The sequence below is a fragment of the Candidatus Soleaferrea massiliensis AP7 genome, assembly GCF_000820765.1.
Lineage (GTDB): Bacteria > Bacillota > Clostridia > Oscillospirales > Ruminococcaceae > Soleaferrea > Soleaferrea massiliensis.
In genome coordinates this window covers 15,162-34,036 of record NZ_CCYH01000021.1, presented here as the reverse complement: position 1 = coordinate 34,036, position 18,875 = coordinate 15,162, and the positions used below count along the sequence as shown (strand labels likewise).

Sequence of the window (18,875 nt, the reverse complement as noted above, 5' to 3'; positions counted from 1 at the left end):
GGAGGAACAAAAATATGACGCAGCCGTTTTGCATCCGTATGGGGATTCTACCCAATAAGCCTGTGACAGGCCGACATAAAACGCCGGTGGTATGCATGCTGTACCACGGTTAAAACCTGCGAAACCGTTTATTACGGCACACCGCAGCGTGTACGCCCATAAGGGACTGCTGCTATGGTATACCCCGCCGGTCCGCAAACGCCGAAGGCGTTTGTTATGCGGATATTATACCATAAATTTCGGCTGATGGAAACCCTGAGAAACCCAAAATTCATGGGATTGTCCGCTTTTTTCCATTATTTAGACAGTGCATCTATTCCATCGTCATTGATTCGATCATTCTCATTTCTTTCGATAATCTAACGATGCCCCATCTTGTATTGGTATGCAAGCAGATACTTGTTTATAGCGGTTCCGTCATCCGGGTCATGAGCATTTTGGGGCACTCCTGCATAGGGGATTGTGCGGCTTTATTCCCTGCAGTGCAAAACCTTGCAGATATAACAGGACTTCTTTACTGTATAAATGGAAGATCTGCTGTAGGCACCCTTTGCATTCCCCTGCATTCCCGTCCCATGGTTTCCGGCCGCAGGATTCGCTGACAATATTTCGCCGGCATGTTACAGGCGAAACATTGAATTGCGCCTGACAATATGCTATAATGCACGAAGGCGCAGTTATGTCATGCGCCAACACGAAAGAGGTGAACTACTTGAAAAAGACAAAATGGATTACCTTCGGCATTGCAACCATTCTGGTTATCCTGTATGCCTTTACGACTTCGGTCAATTTCAATCCGTTATATCCTGACAGCGCTTTCTTCTACTGCGTTGTCATCTCGGTTTATTTCGCTCTCTGGCTGATCTTCCATTTCGGTACGCTGACCTTTGGGAAGAAGGCCGAAAGCGGCGCCGCATTCAACTATGTGCCGAACGGCGGCAAATTTCCGAAAAAGATGCTGCTGATCGTGGCCATTCCATGGATCGTATACTTTCTGGTCATGATCGGCTCGAGCGTCATCTTCAATTCCGGCGCCTACCGGGACCAGCTCGGGGAGCCGAAGGTCATGGAATTCTCCGATGACGTCCAGCCGGTCGATGTCAGCCAGCTTCCGATTGTGGACAAGGACCTGGCATCCAAGCTGGCCGACAAGAAGCTTGGGGAACGCCCGTCACTCGGCAGCCAGGCGGTGCTGGGCGAGCCGACCATTCAAAAGGTAAACGGCAAGCTCGTCTGGGCTGTGCCGCTGCACCACTCCGGCTTCTTCAAATGGCTGACCAACATGGGCGGTACGCCGGGCTACATCGTCGTTTCGGCGACCAATGTCAACGATGTGCAGTATGTGGACGAGCACTACATCAAATATCAGCCTGACAGCTACTTCTTCGACGACCTGCTGCGGCATGTGCGCTTTACCAATGCGCCGCTGAGCGGCATCACCGATTATTCATTTGAAATCGACGACGACGGCAACCCGTATTGGGTCATGACAACCTATCACAACACCTGGGGCTTTAACCTGCCGGAGGCAACCGGCATCATCCTGGTCAACGCGACGACCGGCGAAGCCAAACAGTATGCCATTGATGAAATCCCGGAATGGGTCGACCGCGTACAGCCCGAAGATTTCATCATCAACCAGATAGACAACCAGGGCGAATATGTCCACGGCATCTTCAACTTTGCCAACAAGGACAAATTCACCTCCTCAGACGGACATATCATCATCTACAACGACGACCGCTGCTATCTGTTCACCGGGCTGACCAGCGTCGGTTCGGATGAAAGCTCGATCGGCTTCATGATGGTGGACATGGTGACCAAAGAGGTGCATAAATACGCCCTGCCGGGTGCGACTGAGGAATCCGCCATGCGGTCGGCCGAAGGCAAGGTGCAGCACCTGAACTACCAGGCCTCCTTCCCGATCATCCTGAACATGGATGGAAAACCGACCTACTTCATGCCGCTGAAGGACAACGCGGGACTCATCAAGCAGTACGCCTTTGTCTCGGTCACCGATTACTCGATCGTCGGCGTCGGGGAAACGCAGGCTGCCGCGGCCAAAAACTATGAACAGACCCTGCGCGGCGCGGGCATCACCAATGACCTGCCTGCCGACGGGGAAAACAAAAACGTCACCGGCACGGTGGAACGCATCGGGCAGGAATTTGACGGCGAGCTGCTCAGCTACAAGATTATCCTGAAAGAGCATCCGCAAAGCCTCTTTGTCGTACCGTCCGACCTGAGCCAGGAGCTTGCCCTGACCCAGCCGGGCGACACGGTCGAGATCGAATATGCGGATTCCGCTTCCGGCATCCAGCAGGCTACCGCCTTTGACAACCGGATGTTTGACCAGAAGCAGGATACCGGCACACCGCAGGAAACGCCATCCGCTTCCGAATAACGCGGTTACGCATATCCGCAACAATCACCTGCATACAAAAAGCTCCGGACGCAGCCGCGTCCGGAGCTTTTCTTTTCCATGGACATATCTTATTGTTTTTGAATCGGCAGCTTTACTTCCAGCTTCTCTGTGAAGTTGTTAAATTCAACAAAGTAGTCCCCGTCCCCGTCATAGAGGATATGCATGTAGGAATCCTGCGACGCGCCGTCCCGCATATCGCTGGCCAGGCCGATGTCGTCATCAAAGTACACACTGATCGAATCCTGTTTGGTTCCTTTAGAACCGTAAATGGAATAATAGAACAGATTCAGCGCCTTGGTTTCGCCGCTTTTATTGGTGATCTTCATGGGGATCTTCACAACATCGGCGCCGTCCAGATCTGAAAACTGATTGTCGAGCTTCGTCCATTCCACACCGGAACCAAAGGTAATTTCAAAGCCGTCGAATGCGAACGGCGTGTCATAGGTCAGCTCGGCCGGTTTGGACGGCTCTTCGCTGGTTCCCTCGCCGGAGTCCCCGCCCGGAGCCGCAGACGACGTCTGGCTTTCTGCCGATGCCCCCGCATCGTCGAGATTCTGCTTCGCCGCACAGGCTGAAAGGGAAACGGCCATCATAGCCGCCACAATAACTGCTAAAATTTTTTTCATCTTTTTCCTCCAGAAAAATGTTTCGTTGATGTGCAACACTTTCGACATTATATGACAAAAACATCTATAAGTAAATGTATTTTCTATTTTTTCTATGAATTAGATAAACGCATCCTGCTTCTCATGCTGAAAAATAGCCTGTTTGCTTGATCTCTTTCCATGTATATGCAGAAAAAAGGCGGCATGTGCCATACATGCCGCCTTTTTTACCATTCTTCAGTCCGTTGGGACTGATCCTGTTTTTTGATCCCTTTTAATAGGCAGAACAATCTCCATACGGTTTTTCTGGTCGTCAAAAACCAGAGTATAGTCGCCGTCCCCATCGTAAAGCAGATACAGATATCCATGCTGCTCGGCGTCGGCGGCCATTTCGCCGAGCTCGCCGATGTCGTCGTCAAAATATCCGCTGATGATATTGAGGATTGTCCCCTTCGACCCGTAGGCCGTGTAGTTGAACATGTTGAAGCTGTGCGGCTTGTCGCTCTTGTTGCGGATGGTTGCCGGTATCTTCACAACCTCCGCGCCGTTTTCCTCCGCGAACTTGTTGTCAATCTTGCTCCACTGTAAGGCGGAGCTTAAGGTTATCTCGATGTTGTCAAAGGTAAACGTTTTGTCAAAATCATTCTGTTTTTTCTCGGATGCGGTGCCGGCAGAGTTATCCGACGGTGTTTTACCGCTCGCTGTGCCGCCGGTCGAGCCGGATTCGGCGCTCTGCGTGCCGCTTATGCTTTCATCGGCTTCAGATGAACCGGAAGACGCGGACACGTCCCCGCTCATCGAAATATCTGAATCGGACAGATCCTGATCCTGGCCGGACCTGCCGCTCGATGCGCACGCCGAAAAGACCAACGTCATGGATACGCTCAGCAGCAATAACAACATTCTTTTCATGATTGCCTCCAGGTCATCTGTAAAATTCTTGCTTTTATTATAATACACCGGCTGCGAAAAGTAAACAGGATTTCATGAATGTCCTGTTGTCATTCGACAAAATATGTGCGCGCCGTTTTTTAACCGTCTGCATAACTCCCCGCAAGCCCGGTCGTCTAAATTCAGTTTATCGCGGACCGGCAAGGCAATCTCCCGCCGGCAGTTTTACCATAGATGATCCTTGCTTTTCAAGGAGGCTGAACAAAAAAAGGAACAGAGATTCGAAACCCTCTGTTCCCATCCATGTCATCTGCGTTTCATCGAATCAGCTCTGTTTGCGCTTCTGCATATGGTAGCAGCAGCGCAGTAGGAGCTTCTCGGATGCAAAGCGTTCCACAAACCGCGTGGCCTTCATCATGGCGCCCGGCGTGATGATGAGTTTTCCGCGCAGCATCTTTTCAATCGCATAGCGCGCCACCGCTTCACTGGAAAGCCCCTTTACGCTGAAGCGCACATCTGCCACGCGGTCAAACTCGGTGCGCACAGGGCCGGGACACAGCACGCTGATCCTGACATGGCTGCCGCGCCGGCGCAGTTCTTCATAGACTGCCTCACTCAAGCGCAGCACATAGGACTTGGAGGCGTAGTAGCTGCTCAGCAGCGGACCGGGCAGGAACGCCGCGGACGACGCGACATTCAGGATATGCCCTTTGTCCCGCCTGATGAATTTTCTCAAAAACAGCTTGGTCAGGATGTGTACGGCCCGGATGTTCGTATTGATCAGCTCCAGCTCGCGTTCCAGATCGGTTTCTTCAAACGCACCGAACAGCCCGAACCCCGCATTGTTGATAAAAACATCGATATCCTGATCCTCCACCTGATGGTAGAGCGAAAAACAGGATTCCTTCTTTGACACATCGCACGGTATGATCTGTACCTTTGTTTTCAGCTCCTTTTGCAGGATCTCCAAACGGTCCCGGCGGCGCGCCACCAGAATCAGGTCGTATCCGCGGCGCGAAAGCTCCCGCGCCATATCCCGGCCAATGCCGGAGCTCGCTCCGGTAATCATCGCTAACATATTTCCGCCTCCTCTTCGGTGTATGGTAAAAAGGTTTCTGCGCGTTCCATCAGCCCGCACTGCCTGCGCAGGCGTTCCCGCAGCCGCTCCAGCAGCATCGGGGGGCCAAGCAGCCGCACCACCCTTCCAAACGAACAAATTTCGTCCAGCAGCTGGTCCTCCTCTGTCCGGTCATAAAAGATCCTGCAGAGGTAACGGCCGGATTCCTCGTCGAATTCGGTCTGCTTTTCATAGCTTGCAAACTGCATCATACAGCGTTCCAGGCCGCCCCGCTCCTCGGAAATTCTTAAAAGGGCCGGATCTTCGGCCCTCCCCGCGAGCAGATGCGCTTCCAGGTCAACCGGTTCCTGTGCGGTCCGGCCTGTCCATTCGAGTTTGGTAATTTCCAGCAGGGCACATCGATGAATCCGGGTTGGTTCATCCTCCCCCATCACGGCCAGATAGGCATAGAACCGGTCTTCCTTGGGTGCATACTGCAGCCGCAGCGCACAGCAGGACGGATAATGTTTCTCCCCATGGCAAAGCTCCAGCATTTTCCTAGTGCGCACCGCATGAAGCAGCGTACGGAAATTCGCTATATAGGACGGAGCATCGAAGTCGTCCGGGTCCAGCCCGCGGTCGAAGCTGCAGAAATCCGACTGTCCATACATGGGTTCCATCCCGCCGAAACTCCCGGAAAGGCTCTGTATCTCATCATCATCCAGAAACAGCCGGATTCTCGGATTCTGAAGCATCGCTTTCAGCCAGGCGCGCTGCAGATTCGTCAGGGGCATCTGCGGCGGAATTCCGGTCTTGGACCTCCATCCCGCTCCCTGAGGTTCAAACAGCGCCCACTCTCCGCTCTGTATCTTCGGCAGGATAAACATTGCGCTTTCCGAAAAGGCGTATTGACCGATCATCCGCTCCATCTCCGCCGCGGTCAGCGGCCTTTCACACGCCGCTGCCAGCAGATGTTCCACCGCACGGTAGTAGGCGCTGTATACTTCCGAAAACAACTCCATCTGCGTTCACTTCCATCTCTATATGATATTTATTATTCCGCAGGGCCTATAAATATTCAGGCGCAGAACCGCGTTTTTTCCATCGCAGGTGTTTTTTCTTTTGTCTGCGCGTATCTGAAATCCTCTTAACGGTCGCCCTCACAGCTTTCCTGATGAATCGCTGCCCAAACACCTCTGCTTCATTGCTGACAGGTCCCGTAAAAAACAATGGACCTGCTGGTCGATGCAATCCAGCAATACGATATGTCCAATGTCCAATGTCCGCGTCCGCTATCCGTTCTCCCCAGCGCTTTTCCGTTTACCTGCAGTCCAGATACATCTGCTTCATGGCCGACAGGTCACTGTAAAAGCGCTGGGTGACCTCCCGGTTGGTGCATTCCAGCGACACGATATGCCCGATAAATGTTTTAATCCACGGCATCGCTTCGCCGGCGTCGAACAGCACGGTGCTGTACAGATACAGATTGCGGCCGATATGCAGGATCTGTGCGCCGCGGCCCTCCTCATACAGCCGTTTTAAAAGATGCTGTTCTTTTTGCTCGTCGATGTACAGCTTCACGATAAGCTGTTCTTCACGGTTCTTCCTGCCGCCGAAGCAGACGCCCCAGCATTTGGGCAGATTATGTTCGAGCTTCCCGAGCAGATCATCCAGATCATCCGCGGCATCCAGAAGCTCCACGCTGCCGATGCTGTCCAGCCGCAGGTTTGTAAAACGCCGCACATCCGCACGGTACAGGCACAGGTAGCGGCGTCCGGTTCTGAGGCTTGTCAGGATTTTCAGCGGCACTCCCTGAAATGTATGGACGCTGCCGGACCGCCGGCTGAGATTCTGAAACCGGATCATGCGCCCCTCATAAATGGCCTGCAGGATGTCGTACAGCACGCCGTCTTCGAGAGTATGTACCATATAGTGATGTTTAAACAGAAACAGGTCGTTTTCGGCGTCAAACCGCTCCAGGATGGTACTGCCGATGAAGCCGAACGGGGCCACCTCCTGAAAGAAGCGCACCGCGTCCAGCAAGCCTTCCGCATTCCAATGCCGCAGCGCGTCATCCTGATTCAGCCGATACCGCTGTGCGCGCGCGGTTTTTTCCACCGTAAAGACGCCCAGCCGTTCATATTCCCGAAGCTTTGTGCGCACCGCCTGTGTATCCAGCAGGACACCGTATCGGGACGCAATCAGGTCGGTCAGCTCGTCAACGCCATGCGGCTCTAAGTCCCGCATGAGATCCAGCAGGAAGAAATGCAGCATGATATCGTTCTTTGTAAAGCTTTTGGATTTCCAGGCCGCATAAAGCGGATTTTGGCGAACCTGCGAGCTGTCCAAGGATAAAAAGACCCGCTTGCCCTTCGGGGAGTACTCCCAGCGAACCGCGTCATCCATCCAGCAGGCAACCCGCCGCCGTTCATTGTCATAGGTACGCGCGCTTTTTTCGGTGTAATCGCCGCGCACCTTGAAGCCATAGATATAGAATCCACGCATATATTCGCGGATTTTGTCGAAATTCTTGATCAGTTCCGAAAACTGCGCCATGCTCCCGCCCCCAATTTCCCTATATTATAGCAAAGGCGGCTGTAAAAATCAAATCTGTACTGGAAACCATCGGCCGCCAACGGCAAAGCAAAGGATCTCCCGCACAGATGAAGGCGAAGCGGTTATGGATAACATATCTGAACGGCGCTCATTTACCGGTCTTCGCTTCAGACCCTTCCAGTACGGGAAGCCGTTCTTTCGAGGGCGGGCGTTTGTGTGACAGCAGAAGCACCAGGCTCGCAAGCGCGGCCAGCGCCTGGGAAAGCGGCACCGACAGCCACGTTCCAAAGATGCCGATGATGTCCGGCAGAACCGATAAAAGCAGGAACAACAGCACCGGTTCCCCATAAATCAAGCAGGAAGCAAACCGGTTTTTTTCGGTGGCGTAAAAGTATGAGACGGCAGTTCTGGAAAAACTCACAAACAGATACCCGGCCAAAAAGAGGGGCAGCATGCCCCCCACCATCCGAACCACCTGTTCGGATGCGCCGAACAGGACAGCCGCCCGGTTTCTGAGCAGGAACAGGACGGCCATACAGACCCCTGCCGTGGCCGCGGCAAACTGAAAGGCCATGTTCCTGACCTTCTTTGCATTTGCCGCATCGCCTTGTCCATACAGCAGGCTGATCAGCGGCTGGCTTCCGTCGCTGATGCCCTGCAGCAACAGGAATACCACGCCGGAAATATAGCCGATCGTGGCAAAACCGGTTACCGCGTTCTCCCCGCCATGGATCATGGCGCTCTTATTGACCAGGATCAGCGTGATATTCGGCGCGAAGGTCAGTCCGAACGGAGAAAGCGCCGTCATCAAAATGCTTTTTGCCGGGCCGCGCTCCCCCTTTTCATGGGTACAGCGCAGCCCGCTTCTCCTGACGAAGAGGAAGCACAGGCAGAACAGCAGTGTCACCGCCTGCCCGATCACCGTAGCGGCAGCGGCTCCCGCCATACCGAATTCATACACCCAGACCAGAAGATAATCGAGCAGGATGTTGCTCAGGAATCCCGCAATCATCGCGGACATGGCGAATACGGCGCTGCCCATGTTTCGGATAAACGGCACCAGCCCTGTGCCCAGCACCTGAAACATCGTTCCCATGGCGATCAGCCGGGTGTATTCCCATGCAAGCGTAAGGATTTCCCCCTGTGCGCCGAACGCGCGCAGCACCATCGGGGCACAGGGCAGAAGAACCACCGTAAAAAGTACGCCCGCCGCCGCAAGCAGCCAGACGGACGTCCTCAGGCTCCTGTTTCTCTTCTGTTCCTGCTTCATGCCGTCGCAGATCGCGTATTGGATCGCGCCGCCCATGCCGATGCCGGTACCGATGGCCTGAATCAGCGCGGTGAGCGGGTATGCCAGGTTGATGGCCGCCAGGCTGCTGTCCCCCATGCTGTTCCCGACAAAGAAGCCGTCGACAATCGCATAGACGCCGGACAGCGCAAACGCCAGCATGGACGGCAGAACAGATTGGAAAAAACGCTTACGTATGTTCATCTTCGCCGCCCTCTCTGAAATATTGGATAAAGAGCGCCGTGTTGTCGATCAGCGCTTCGACCCGCCGGGGCCCGAGACGCTGCAGCACCTGCCGTTCGTGCTCCTGCAGCCCTTCAAGGACGTCATCCGCAAAGGCTTTCCCCTTCGTTGTCAGCAGCACGGCTTTGTTGCGCCGGTCGGCTTTCAGAATCCGAAAGCTTACAAGCTCCTTTTTACAGAAGTTCTGCAGGATGGAATGCACCGTCTGCTTGGGCAGAAGCCACTGCTCACAGATCTTTTTCTGTGTGCAGTCCGGCGCTTCCTCCCACAACGACAGCAGAATCAAAAGTTCATAATAGGACAGGCCGTACCGTTTCGCCCACTCCTCATATATTTCATTGGTTTCCCGCCAAAGCTGATAGTACCGTTTTAACTGCTCGGTCAGCAATCGATCCATTTTTATGCACTCCTCCATGATTCCTATCAAATTGGTCATCAGACTGTCTGTATCAACGATCAATCACCACAATAGTCCGAAATCATACTAACCGCATATGGATTATAACAAAAGTCTTCGAATCTGTCAAGCAAATCCAGCTGGTAGAGTTACAAGCCGTCATCACCTGCACAGCTGGCGGCTTGGCCAAGTCCTATATAAGAGATACCTGTTACCGGCGAGCGTCACAAGATGAACGGAAGAAGCCTTTCTCCTGCACCGCCTGCCTCGCTCGTCAACAGGCCGCCTGCCGTTCGAGATGGTTGGCCTTTCTTATCAGCGGTTCGCTTCACTCGAGTCCTGAAGCTGACGGAGAAATTTTTACCATGACAGCCGCTGGTTTTCAGCATGATAGAAACCGTCGATTTATTCCAATGATAACATCCGCCGCTTAAAAGCCGGTATCTGCCACGGGAAAACGGCGCCTGTCCCGGTACTATCATCAAACGGAACAAGGTCGCAGCTTTTTTCACATGATAAATTTTCCTCTTGGCGTTACAATAACATCAGAGCTTACACACAAAGCTCTGCATGACAAACAACCAAAATTGATAGAAAAGGAAGTGAGATGATGTTTGTCATAAATGGTGAAAAATCACCGATCAAAATCTGGCTGGAGGGAAAGGATGCCATCGAGGAGAGCTGCCTGGAACAGGCGCATCATCTTGCGGATCTGCCGTTCATCCACAAATGGGTGGCCCTGATGCCGGATACCCACACAGGAAAAGGCATGCCGATTGGCGGCGTGATCGCCACCGACGGCGTCATCATCCCGAACGCGGTCGGCGTGGATATCGGCTGCGGCATGGCCTTCGTCGGAACCAACATCCGCGTCGGGGAGATCCGCGATATTGGGACCGGCAACGGAAGCCTGCTGCAGGGGATTGTCGGGGATATCCTGCGCAACGTACCGGTCGGATTTGAACATCACAAAAGTCCGCAGCCCTGCTATACCATGGAACGCGCGGTCAATGAACTGGACAAATACGAGGCGGACACTGAACTGCTTGGCCAGCTGGAGGGCGGCCATTATCAGGTCGGCACGCTTGGCGGCGGCAACCACTTTATCGAACTGCAGGAGGATACCGAGGGATACCTGTGCGTCATGCTGCATTCCGGCTCGCGGCACATCGGCAAGACGGTCTGTGACTACTTTCACAGCAAGGCGCGCGCATGCAACCAGAAATGGCATTCCTCGGTGGACCCCTCTTACAACCTTTCCTTTCTGCCGGTCGACAGCCCCGAAGGAACCCAGTACATCCACTGGATGAACCTCGCGCTTGACTTCGCCTATGAAAACCGCGAAAAGATGCTGCTGACGGTGAAAGCCGTTCTGGAAAAATGGATTGGCAAGCACACCGGTCTTTCCATTGAATACACCGAAACCATCAACTGCCACCACAACTATGCGGCATACGAGCGCCACTATGACAAGGATGTCTGGGTGCATCGAAAAGGCGCCATCAGCGCGCAGAACGGCGAACTCGCCATCATTCCGGGCGCGATGGGCTCCTACAGCTATATTGTGATGGGCCTTGGCAATACTGAGAGCTTCTGCTCTTCGTCGCATGGGGCAGGACGCCGCTATTCCCGGAAAGGCGCCATGCAGGCGTTCTCCTGCGAACAGGTCATACTGGACCTCAAGGCGCAGGGCGTTGTGCTCGGCAAACGCCGAAAGGACGACGTGGCGGAAGAAAGCCGTTTTGCCTATAAGGATATCGACACGGTCATGCAGAACCAATCCGATCTTGTCGTACCGGTCCGCAAGCTGAAAACCATCGGCGTAGTCAAGGGATAGCATGTGGCCGCCGTAAAGCGCAGGCGTACAGGGCTTCTGACGGGCAGGGACCGCCTAATTCCACAGGGACTTTGAGCCCGCATGGCCAATCCTTTATTTCTAAAAGCGGCCAGAATGGCTGGATGAAACCATAAAATCCCTTTAACATTTTACGTGGCTCCGTTATTTCATGGGAAGCGCTGTATTTTGTACAACTGCTGCTTCATTTTATCCGAAGAGCCGCATCATATGCAATGAATGATCCATCCCAGATGAGCTGTGCCCTGTACAATCGTTTTTTTGCAGGACCGGGAACATCTCCGACAAGAACAAATAATGAAACCGCGGATTCCTGGCAGTCAGAAATCCGCGGTTTCATCTTATTTAAAGGGAGGAGAATCGTTTTTACAGGCACTGGTATTTACCGGTCGGAAACTGTTTTTTCGGCATCGCTCAGAACAGTCCTTCCGGGATACCGCGCGCGGAGAAACCATCTGCGCGCGAACCCGTTTATAAATCCGTGCCGATGGGCAGAGCGTTTATTTCCCTCTGAGATATCAATGTTTTTACAAAGCTACTCTTTATCCGATGCCTTTTTATCTGCCGCCCCCTGCTGTTCCGGCACAAAGCACGGCCTCTGCTCGGTCGCGCGCACCGCGCAGCCATATTTTTCACAGTGGAGAATGGGCTCGCGCATCCGCCTGCCGCCGCCAATCCGATGGTAGTGCAGCACACATCCGGCATGCGAGCAGAACGCGCACATCCTGTAACGCGTACTCACCGGTTCAGCAGGTAGACGCCCAGGTTCAGATATCCCGCAAACAGGGTCCACAGCAGATAGGGAACCAGCAGCCACGCCGCCGTTTTGTTGATCTTCGAGAAGCGCGCCATCGTCCAGATGATCAGCACAATCAAGAGCAGCAGCCAGAAGAAGGACAGCAGCCGCATCTGCAGGGTGAAGAACAGGATCGGCCACAAAACATTGACCACCAGCTGGATGCCGTACAGAACAAGCGCCTTCCCGCGGTCACGGTCTGCGCTCTGCCAGATCAGATAGGACGCGATTCCCATCAGGACATAGAGGATCGTCCAGACAATCGGAAAGGCGATACCCGGCGGTGAGAGCGGCGGCTTCAGCAGCTGTTCAAACTGCTGCATGCTGCCGGATGTGATAAATCCCGACAGGGCACCCAACGCCAGTGGAATGACAATGCTGACTGCCAGCGGGCCTAAACGGAACACGACGCTTTTTGACATATCGAATCGCTCCCCTTCAATTTGTTACCATTAGTATATGCAAACCTGCCTTTTTTCATTCTATTCCGAAAATTTCTGCATATCCTGCATATACTAGAAAGGAAACAACGGCCAACCACGGCCGTCAAGGAAAGGATGCGAAACCATTGTTCAATGACCGTTACCCGTTTAAACTCCCGCCGCTTCCATACAGTTATGACGCGCTGGAACCCTACATCGACGAAAAAACCGTGATGATTCATCACGACAAGCACTTTCAAACCTATGTGGACAATCTGAATAAGGCACTTAAGGATTATCCCCGCTACCACAGCTGGACACTGGAAGAACTGATCGAGCACGGATGCAAGCTTCCCGAAAATATCCGCACAGCCGTTCACAACAATGCGGGCGGCGTCTATAATCACTATCTGTATTTTGAGACGCTCAGTCCCAACAAGGATCAGAAACCGACCGGCAGGCTGGCCGAAGCCATCGACCGGGATTTCGGCTCCTATGACGCGATGAAAACACAGCTCAAGGACGCCGCACTGGGCCGGTTCGGCTCGGGCTGGGCCTGGCTTGTATCCGATGAAAACGGAAAGCTGCGCATCATTTCCACCGCCAACCAGGATACGCCGCTGGAGCAGGGGCTCTGTCCGATCATACCAATGGATGTCTGGGAACACGCATACTATCTGCTTTATCAAAACCGCCGGGCCGATTATGCGGAAAACTGGTTCCGCGTTGCCAACTGGGCGCAGGCAGATCAGTATTACAGCCGCTGTCATTCATAGTCCCGGTGCCATCTCGGGCAGCGCTGCCCAAGATCCAGCTTCTGCTGTCCAGAATATTTCACTGTTTATCACTCATAAAAATATCCCGTAAAAATGCCTGTTGGCGCCTTTGATGCAAAGGACAGCCAACAGGCATTTTATAATTCTATCCATGACATACCTTTATTCAAATAAACCGTACTCCGCTTTGTATCCTTTCGGTTTTCTTCAGGCACTGCACGATGCCATCCATTCCGATACCTCAAAGCATTTCTCCTGTTTATCCTATTTGGAAACGCTGGACCAAACATCTGTGCATCTTCAAAATCAGCGGGCCGATATCCTTCGCATCAGCTATTACATGATGAAAAAATACATATGAAACCGGGCAGATTCATCCAAGCAGTTCCCGATAAATTGCTTCATCCCGCTGTTTAAACACGTTGAAAACAATCTTCCGTTTGGGGTCCGGATGAGCGGCTTGATATTCTGAAACCGTCTTGATCGCTATTTCAGCCGCTCTTCGAGCCGGAAAATGATACTCACCGGTCGAAATGCAGCAGAAGGTAATGGATTTACAGCGGGTTTTGTCGGCCAAAGACAAACAGGACCGATAACAGCTTGTCAGGGTTTCGCAATCCTGTTCGGTGAGCGTCCCATCAACAATCGGGCCAACCGTATGCATCACAAACCGGCTGGGCAGGTTGTAGGCGCTTGTAATCTTGGCTTTTCCCGCCGGTTCCGGCCCGCCCTGCCGCCGTATCAGCTGATGGCAGATGCGGCGCAGCTGCACGCCGGCATAGGTGTGGATTGCATTGTCCACACAGCTGTGACATGGGGAAAAGCATCCAAGGAGCTGTTCGTTCGCGGCGTTTACAATGATTGCCGAGCGCAGCGCTGTGATATCTCCGTGCCATATGCACATGCCGTCCCGGATTGGCTGAATGCTGCGCACATCGGTAATCCCTTTTCTGCGTATTTCCTCTTTCAGAAAAGCATCCTGAATCTCCAGAAACGGCTGCGGCACAGGAATCGGCGGCCGGATATTCACAAGGGAACGGAACATCCTGAAACGCCGTTCTTCATTCTTCGGAATCGTGGTGTTCCGGTATTGTATATTCTCTTTCAGCAGATATTCAAGCAGCCATTGCAGCCGCTGAGACTGTGTCATATCCTTTCGCCTGCCTTTCACGGAACTTTATGAATAATCGGCATCATCGGTTGGATGCTGCCTGTCATTATGGCTCGTTTCCGCAACCATGGTATTGTCATGGAATCACAGAGATCGAAGGCTGTGTGATTCGCAAAAAAGCCTGTTTTTCTTTCTATTGTAACGCGCTTTATGTGCAAATAATGTAGAAACATGATGTAAAGCTTCCATATTTGTTGTAAAATACCGTTATTTTTTCAATTCATCCGGCTTTGGCTGTTTTTACATGTGCCTGTTTACCGGCCATTCCGTATTCCGCAGAATCGGACGCTTTTCATAGCTGCTCATTCTATTGTGTCCATGCGGCTGTCCTGGACGCAAATAAAGCTTTTTTACCAATCGACAATATCCCGCGTTGTTTTCCCCTGCGTTCATCCCGCAGAATTGATCCAATCAGGACTGATAGTACATCAGACTTTACATGCGGGATAAAAGGCAAAAGATCGTGCTGAACGGCAAATGATGCGTTAAATGATTGTGCTATAATAGGATATAGGACTTTTGGATTCATCAACAAAGATATAGAAGGAGAAAGAGCATGAAAACAACATGTAAACGCTGGCTCTCAGCACTGCTTTCACTGGGTGTTATATCCTCTCTCATACCGGCCTCCATTGCCTCGCAGCCTGAAGTCACAGAGCCTTCCGGCCATTATGTGGAGGGACAGGCTCTGGTTCTGTACGAAAGCAGTCCTTTTCTGCGCAGCTCCGGTCCGCTTGCGGGCATGAACATCGAGCAGGAGTTTTCTTTTACCGAGACGCCGATGATGCGCAGCGTTGCGCCGACGGAAAAGGTTGCGCTGGTCACAAAGGACGGCATGACCACCGGTGAACTTATTGCCGAGCTGGAACAGCGCGACGGCGTCAGGATCGCGGAACCCAACTATCTCTATGAACCCACTGCTATGGAGACAAACGACACCTTCTACGGCGACCTGTGGGGGCTGGACGGCAATACCGGCATGGATGCCGAAACCGGCTGGAGTACCGATACCGGCAGCGATACGGGGAACGTCATTGCGGTAATCGATACCGGCGTCGATTACAACCATCCGGACCTTGCCAGCGTGATGTGGCACAATCCGGGTGACATCGGCCTGCCGGGAGAATACGGGTTCGACTACGGTGACTTTGACGAGGATCCCATGCCGGATCTCGTGGAAACCGAATACGCAAATTCGCACGGCACCCACTGCGCCGGCGCCATCGCGGCACAGATCAATAACAGCGAGGGCGTTGCGGGCGTCTCCCCCAATACCAAGATCATGGCGCTCAAAATTCAGAATACGGCGGGCTCAATGAGCCTCATCGGCATTCTGGGCGCTTTTTCCTATGTTTATCAGGCCAAGCGCGCCGGCGTCCCGATTGTGGCAACCAGCAACTCGTATGGCGGATCGGGCGCCTCCCAGCTGGAGCTCTATGCCATCAACCAAGTCGGACGGGCCGGCGTCCTTTCGGTGATCGCAGCCGGCAACGAAACCAGTGACAACGATTTTATGGGCTCCTATCCGGCCGCCTTCGACAGCCCATACATCATTGCGGTTGCGGCAGGTCATCCGGACAACGGCATTGCGCCGTTCAGCTGCTACGGCCATTACTCCACCGATGTGGCGGCGCCGGGAACATCGGTGCTGTCCACCATCGCGATGGAATACTATCTGCCGACCCTTTCAAACACCTATGGCCTCGATAAAAACCGCGTGTACAACTCGTTCGAAAACCTCTCCTACAATCCGCAGACGGAAAGCTGGACGGTGCGGGGGGCATCCGAAGCGGACAGCCTGACCATCGGCGGTCTGATGTCTGCCGGTCCGGCGGACGAGGGGGAAGAAGCCGACTGGGCGCCTGTACACTGCACCGAAGACGAATGGTTCCGGCTGACCGGCGGCGGCTACAAGGGCAAACGCCTGACGCTGGCCGTCCCCGAACGGATGGAATCCAACAGCCAGATCAAATTCACCATCACCTGCAAAAACCCGCTTTACAACACCGACGCCATGGAGGAACAGCTTTACACCGGCCTGATGACCATCTCTGAAAGCGCGGACAAGTTCAATATAAAGAACCGTGTAATCCTGCATCAGACCGGACAGGAGGAACTGCTTTCCATCAGAACCGGCTCCTTTCCAAACGCGTGGAACACACCGATGGCCGCGGTTGCTCCATCGAACGATCAGGAAACCATCTCCATAGATGTCATTCTTTCCTTCCCGGATGTAGAGCGTACCGACATCTCGTTTGACGAATTCGGCATCGGCGCCGCAACCGGCAAATACGGCTTCATGAGCGGCACCTCGATGGCCACGCCGTATGCCGCCGGGGCACTGGGCCTGGTCGCCTCAAAATACCCGGATGAAAGCCCATCCAAGCTGCGCGCGCGCATGCTCGGCGGTACGCTCCCACTGAACGAAGCCGACGCGGGCAAGGTTGCAAGCGGCGGACGCCTGGACCTCGGCACTGCGCTTAGCAACCCGAACCCGGTCATTGAATCGGTCAGCGCGTCCGGCGACGTGGCTGCCGTTTCAGGCCACTTTCTCACCGGCGCGGCGCTGTATGTGGACGGCAAACCGGTCACACCCATTTCACAGGACGACGAAACCATCCGATTCGACGCGTCGGCGTTTACACGCGGCGATTATCTCGATTTCACCGTCAGCCGAAACGGACGCAGCTTCTCAGCTAAGCTCTCCATCCCGAACGCGCCGAAGCCGTTTTTGACCGGCGCGACGCTTCCCGGCGAAACCGTCATGGGCGGCAAGCTGGTTTCCGACGGCAGGCAGCTGTTCTATATCGGCAGCCTGGGAGAATGCTTCTTTGCGCAGACCGATGACGGATGGAAGGCATTGACCGGACCCGGCGTGGCCTCCGCCGTCAACAGCTTTTTATACATGGACGGCGGCATCTGGATGATCTCGCACAGCAGCGCGGACACCACCTGCCAGTTCAAACGGTACGACATCGATTCCGGCGTCTGGGAGGACCGGGGCTTTGCCGATACCCAACAGCATATCGATGCGTTCTCGGCGGCTGCATACAACGGCAAAATCTACTTCTTCGGGGATTGGGCTAAGCTTTCGGATGATTCCGAAACCTGGGGCTCCGGCGTCACCTGCTATGACCCGCGGACCGGCCTGGTTGAACGGATGCCCACCATTGAAAAACAGTCTGACCAGCGCTTCAATCTGAAGGTATCCGCCAGACAGGTCGGCGACAAGCTGATCGCAGTCGTCCCGTATGCCACAGACGACACACAGGAAAACAGCGGACAGGCATTGCAGGCATATGCCTTCGACGGAACCTCCTGGACCGCGATGGCCTCGACCAAGCCGCAGCTGACCATCGACGTCTGGGGCATGATGGAAGACGGCTTTGCCGCCAGCGGCGACAAGCTGATCTATGCCGGCGGCCGTCTGGACGGTTACAGCAACTGCTACGGCTTTGACCCGATGCGAAACGAATGGTCCGCCATGGACTACGCGCCGGGTGAAGATGTCCCGGCCCTCTCCTCGGCGGTGATGGACGACACCTATTATATGGTCGGCTTAAATGAAGACGGCGAACCGGCATTGATGATGATGCCGGTCACAAGCAACCTGCGAAGCATTGAGGTACTCCATGACAGCGGAAGCGTCGACGGAACCGGCAGTTATTTCAACGGCGATCTGGTCACCCTGCGCGCATCGGCCGATGAGGGCTACCGCTTTGAAGGCTGGGAAGAGGACGGCAGCATTGTTTCCAGTGACGCGCAGTATGCCTTCCGCGCTGTCGCGGATCGTTCACTGACCGCGAAATTTGTAAAGGTACAGGAAGGCGGCCCATCCGGTTCCGACAGCACGGATGGCCCGGATCAGAGCCCGGGCAGTTCCTCCAGCGGCGATTCCCCCTTTACCGGCGACCCGCTGCAAACCGGCCTGCTTCTGCTCGGCGTACTGCTTGCCGGCGGCTCCGTCATAACCATATTCGCCGCCCGTAAACGCAGGACAGGCCATTAAATGTTCGACATGATAGCCACGCAGTGGTCTGCAGATGTGTTTCATCCCTTAGCGTAAACCGTGCGCATCAAAAGCCCCGATGCCAAATGACACCGGGGCTTTTCCAGGATATCGTTCACGATTGCCGGCAGATGTTCTCTTGAAGCATCTATCCTCTCAGAGCCGCATACTGACATCAGTCGGCTGATAAACAAAAAGAACTTTTATCATGGCTGTCCATGCCGTCAGCTATGATTTCAATGTGGTCTGGGATTGAGGACCCTATGTGATTCAGACAACCATTCGGCCGGTCCGCAGCAGTCGGTCAGGACACGTTACCGCCCCTTTCAGCCTTTTGTACAGCAAAAAGGGCACATTCCGGCCGGAATGTGCCCTTTAAAATGA

Annotated in this window: 14 protein-coding genes; 4 read left to right on the top strand and 10 right to left on the bottom strand. The window is 53.9% G+C overall.

Annotation, left to right across the window (positions count from 1 at the left end):
- The first annotated feature begins 712 nt into the window (after positions 1-712).
- Positions 713-2,404, top strand: coding sequence for a hypothetical protein (locus tag BN348_RS04465; RefSeq protein ID WP_040196506.1), 1,692 nt, complete (start codon positions 713-715; stop codon positions 2,402-2,404).
- 89 nt (positions 2,405-2,493) lie between these two features.
- Here BN348_RS04465 and BN348_RS04460 read toward each other — a convergent pair whose 3' ends face one another.
- From BN348_RS04460 to BN348_RS04430, 7 genes are all read right to left on the bottom strand, one after another.
- Positions 2,494-3,051: an LptM family lipoprotein gene (locus BN348_RS04460; RefSeq protein WP_040196505.1), complete on the bottom strand. Its 558-nt coding sequence runs from the start codon at positions 3,049-3,051 to the stop codon at positions 2,494-2,496.
- Between the two features lie 216 nt (positions 3,052-3,267).
- The gene (locus BN348_RS04455) at positions 3,268-3,942 is read right to left on the bottom strand and encodes a DUF4352 domain-containing protein (RefSeq protein ID WP_156136409.1); all 675 of its coding nucleotides are present in this window, start codon (positions 3,940-3,942) and stop codon (positions 3,268-3,270) included.
- 304 nt (positions 3,943-4,246) lie between these two features.
- Positions 4,247-4,999 (bottom strand): SDR family NAD(P)-dependent oxidoreductase, encoded by a 753-nt coding sequence (locus BN348_RS04450; protein ID WP_040196503.1) that lies wholly within the window; start codon positions 4,997-4,999, stop codon positions 4,247-4,249.
- On the bottom strand, positions 4,993-6,000 hold the full coding sequence (locus BN348_RS04445; protein ID WP_040196502.1) for a hypothetical protein: 1,008 nt from the start codon (positions 5,998-6,000) through the stop codon (positions 4,993-4,995). Before BN348_RS04445 ends, BN348_RS04450 begins: the two co-directional genes overlap by 7 nt.
- Before the next feature lie 298 nt (positions 6,001-6,298).
- Positions 6,299-7,534 (bottom strand): WYL domain-containing protein, encoded by a 1,236-nt coding sequence (locus BN348_RS04440; protein ID WP_040196500.1) that lies wholly within the window; start codon positions 7,532-7,534, stop codon positions 6,299-6,301.
- A 148-nt stretch (positions 7,535-7,682) separates the two neighbouring features.
- Positions 7,683-9,026 (bottom strand): MATE family efflux transporter, encoded by a 1,344-nt coding sequence (locus BN348_RS04435; protein WP_052446709.1) that lies wholly within the window; start codon positions 9,024-9,026, stop codon positions 7,683-7,685.
- Positions 9,013-9,462, bottom strand: coding sequence for a MarR family winged helix-turn-helix transcriptional regulator (locus BN348_RS04430; RefSeq protein WP_052446708.1), 450 nt, complete (start codon positions 9,460-9,462; stop codon positions 9,013-9,015). The genes BN348_RS04435 and BN348_RS04430 overlap by 14 nt, the downstream gene beginning before the upstream one ends.
- A gap of 610 nt (positions 9,463-10,072) precedes the next feature.
- Here BN348_RS04430 and BN348_RS04425 point away from each other — a divergent pair.
- Positions 10,073-11,299: an RtcB family protein gene (locus BN348_RS04425; protein ID WP_040196614.1), complete on the top strand. Its 1,227-nt coding sequence runs from the start codon at positions 10,073-10,075 to the stop codon at positions 11,297-11,299.
- 553 nt (positions 11,300-11,852) lie between these two features.
- On the opposite strand, the gene BN348_RS04420 is transcribed toward BN348_RS04425, so the two are convergent.
- A complete protein-coding gene (locus tag BN348_RS04420) occupies positions 11,853-12,059 on the bottom strand; it encodes a hypothetical protein (RefSeq protein ID WP_156136408.1) in 207 nt (68 codons plus the stop codon).
- Positions 12,056-12,535: a TspO/MBR family protein gene (locus BN348_RS04415; protein ID WP_040196494.1), complete on the bottom strand. Its 480-nt coding sequence runs from the start codon at positions 12,533-12,535 to the stop codon at positions 12,056-12,058. Before BN348_RS04415 ends, BN348_RS04420 begins: the two co-directional genes overlap by 4 nt.
- 146 nt (positions 12,536-12,681) lie before the next feature.
- Here BN348_RS04415 and BN348_RS04410 point away from each other — a divergent pair, with 146 nt between their 5' ends.
- Positions 12,682-13,311: a superoxide dismutase gene (locus BN348_RS04410; protein WP_040196493.1), complete on the top strand. Its 630-nt coding sequence runs from the start codon at positions 12,682-12,684 to the stop codon at positions 13,309-13,311.
- A gap of 373 nt (positions 13,312-13,684) precedes the next feature.
- Here BN348_RS04410 and BN348_RS04400 read toward each other — a convergent pair whose 3' ends face one another.
- Positions 13,685-14,461 carry a protein-ADP-ribose hydrolase gene (locus BN348_RS04400; protein ID WP_040196490.1) on the bottom strand — a complete coding sequence of 259 codons (777 nt, stop codon included), beginning with the start codon at positions 14,459-14,461 and terminating at the stop codon, positions 13,685-13,687.
- A 577-nt stretch (positions 14,462-15,038) separates the two neighbouring features.
- Between BN348_RS04400 and BN348_RS12995 the strand changes: the two genes are divergently transcribed.
- A complete protein-coding gene (locus BN348_RS12995; protein WP_052446707.1) occupies positions 15,039-18,491 on the top strand; it encodes a S8 family serine peptidase in 3,453 nt (1,150 codons plus the stop codon).
- Positions 18,492-18,875: the final 384 nt, after the last annotated feature.

What these genes read in the sequence shown, in the direction of transcription:
- BN348_RS04425 (WP_040196614.1), top strand. Translation starts at nt 10,073, where the DNA reads ATGTTTGTCATAAATGGTGAAAAATCACCGATCAAAATCTGGCTGGAG.
- BN348_RS04440 (WP_040196500.1), bottom strand. Translation starts at nt 7,534, where the DNA reads ATGGCGCAGTTTTCGGAACTGATCAAGAATTTCGACAAAATCCGCGAA.
- BN348_RS04435 (WP_052446709.1), bottom strand. Translation starts at nt 9,026, where the DNA reads ATGAACATACGTAAGCGTTTTTTCCAATCTGTTCTGCCGTCCATGCTG.
- BN348_RS04430 (WP_052446708.1), bottom strand. Translation starts at nt 9,462, where the DNA reads ATGGATCGATTGCTGACCGAGCAGTTAAAACGGTACTATCAGCTTTGG.
- BN348_RS04445 (WP_040196502.1), bottom strand. Translation starts at nt 6,000, where the DNA reads ATGGAGTTGTTTTCGGAAGTATACAGCGCCTACTACCGTGCGGTGGAA.
- BN348_RS04400 (WP_040196490.1), bottom strand. Translation starts at nt 14,461, where the DNA reads ATGACACAGTCTCAGCGGCTGCAATGGCTGCTTGAATATCTGCTGAAA.
- BN348_RS04415 (WP_040196494.1), bottom strand. Translation starts at nt 12,535, where the DNA reads ATGTCAAAAAGCGTCGTGTTCCGTTTAGGCCCGCTGGCAGTCAGCATT.
- BN348_RS12995 (WP_052446707.1), top strand. Translation starts at nt 15,039, where the DNA reads ATGAAAACAACATGTAAACGCTGGCTCTCAGCACTGCTTTCACTGGGT.
- BN348_RS04455 (WP_156136409.1), bottom strand. Translation starts at nt 3,942, where the DNA reads ATGAAAAGAATGTTGTTATTGCTGCTGAGCGTATCCATGACGTTGGTC.
- BN348_RS04460 (WP_040196505.1), bottom strand. Translation starts at nt 3,051, where the DNA reads ATGAAAAAAATTTTAGCAGTTATTGTGGCGGCTATGATGGCCGTTTCC.
- BN348_RS04450 (WP_040196503.1), bottom strand. Translation starts at nt 4,999, where the DNA reads ATGTTAGCGATGATTACCGGAGCGAGCTCCGGCATTGGCCGGGATATG.